The 875-nt window shown below is 69.8% G+C and carries 1 protein-coding gene; it reads right to left on the bottom strand.

What is annotated here, in order from left to right; translation table 11 throughout:
- The coding region (locus D7Y04_RS42460; protein ID WP_233601850.1) for a condensation domain-containing protein at window positions 1-875 on the bottom strand (875 nt) is incomplete at both ends.

Genomic DNA, 875 nt, shown 5'->3' with positions numbered 1-875 from the left:
ACGGAGGCGGAGCCGCGGAAGGAGGCCTGGTAGGTGAGCATCACCTGGAAGAAGGGAGTACGGCCCGGGATGCGCTCGGGCTTCAACTCCTCCACGAGGCGCTCGATGGGCAACTCCTGGTGCTCCTGTGCCCCCAGCACCGTCTCCCTTACCTGACGCAGCAGTGTGCGGAAGGACGCCGTGTCCGTCACCCGCGTGCGAAGCACCTGGGCGTTGACGAAGAGACCGATGAGGCTCTCCACCTCCCCGCGCGTGCGGCCGGCCATGGGAGAGCCGACGGTGACGTCCTCCTGGCCGGAGTAGCGGGCCATCAACATCTGCCAGCCCGTCAGCAGCGCCATGTAGAGAGAGGCGCCTTCCTGCTGGGCCAGGGCCTTGAGCGCGTCCGTCAACTCGCGCGGCAGCAGCACGTCATGCCGGGCGCCTCGTCCGTCGCGGGTGGCGGGGCGGGGAAAATCGGTGGGCAACTCCAGTGCGGAGGGCACTCCCACCAGCTGCCGCTTCCAGTAATCGAGCTGCTTCTCCAGCCGAGGGCCCTGCATCCACTCGCGCTGCCAGACGCCGAAGTCCGCGTACTGGATGCCCAGCGGCGGCAGGGGCGCCGCCTGCCCTCGCGCGAGCGCGCCGTAGAGCAGCGCCACTTCGCGCACCAGCAGCGTCATGGACCAGCCGTCGGAGACGATGTGGTGCACCACCACGACGAGCAGGTGCTCTCCCGGTGCCGACGTCAGCAGCAACGCGCGCAGCAGCGGGCCCTTCGCGAGGTCGAAGGGCTGGGCCGCGGCTTCACGCGCCAGGCGCCACGCTTCTTCCGTCGGCGAGCCCGTGAGGTCCTTGCGCTCCAGGGTGAGCATCGGCTCCGGCGACACCACCTG

Origin of the sequence: Corallococcus sp. AB038B, from assembly GCF_003668955.1 — a bacterium.
In the GTDB taxonomy this organism is placed as follows: domain Bacteria; phylum Myxococcota; class Myxococcia; order Myxococcales; family Myxococcaceae; genus Corallococcus; species Corallococcus exiguus.
The sequence above is the reverse complement of the archived record's forward strand: the minus strand, read 5'-3'. Positions and strand labels throughout refer to the sequence as shown.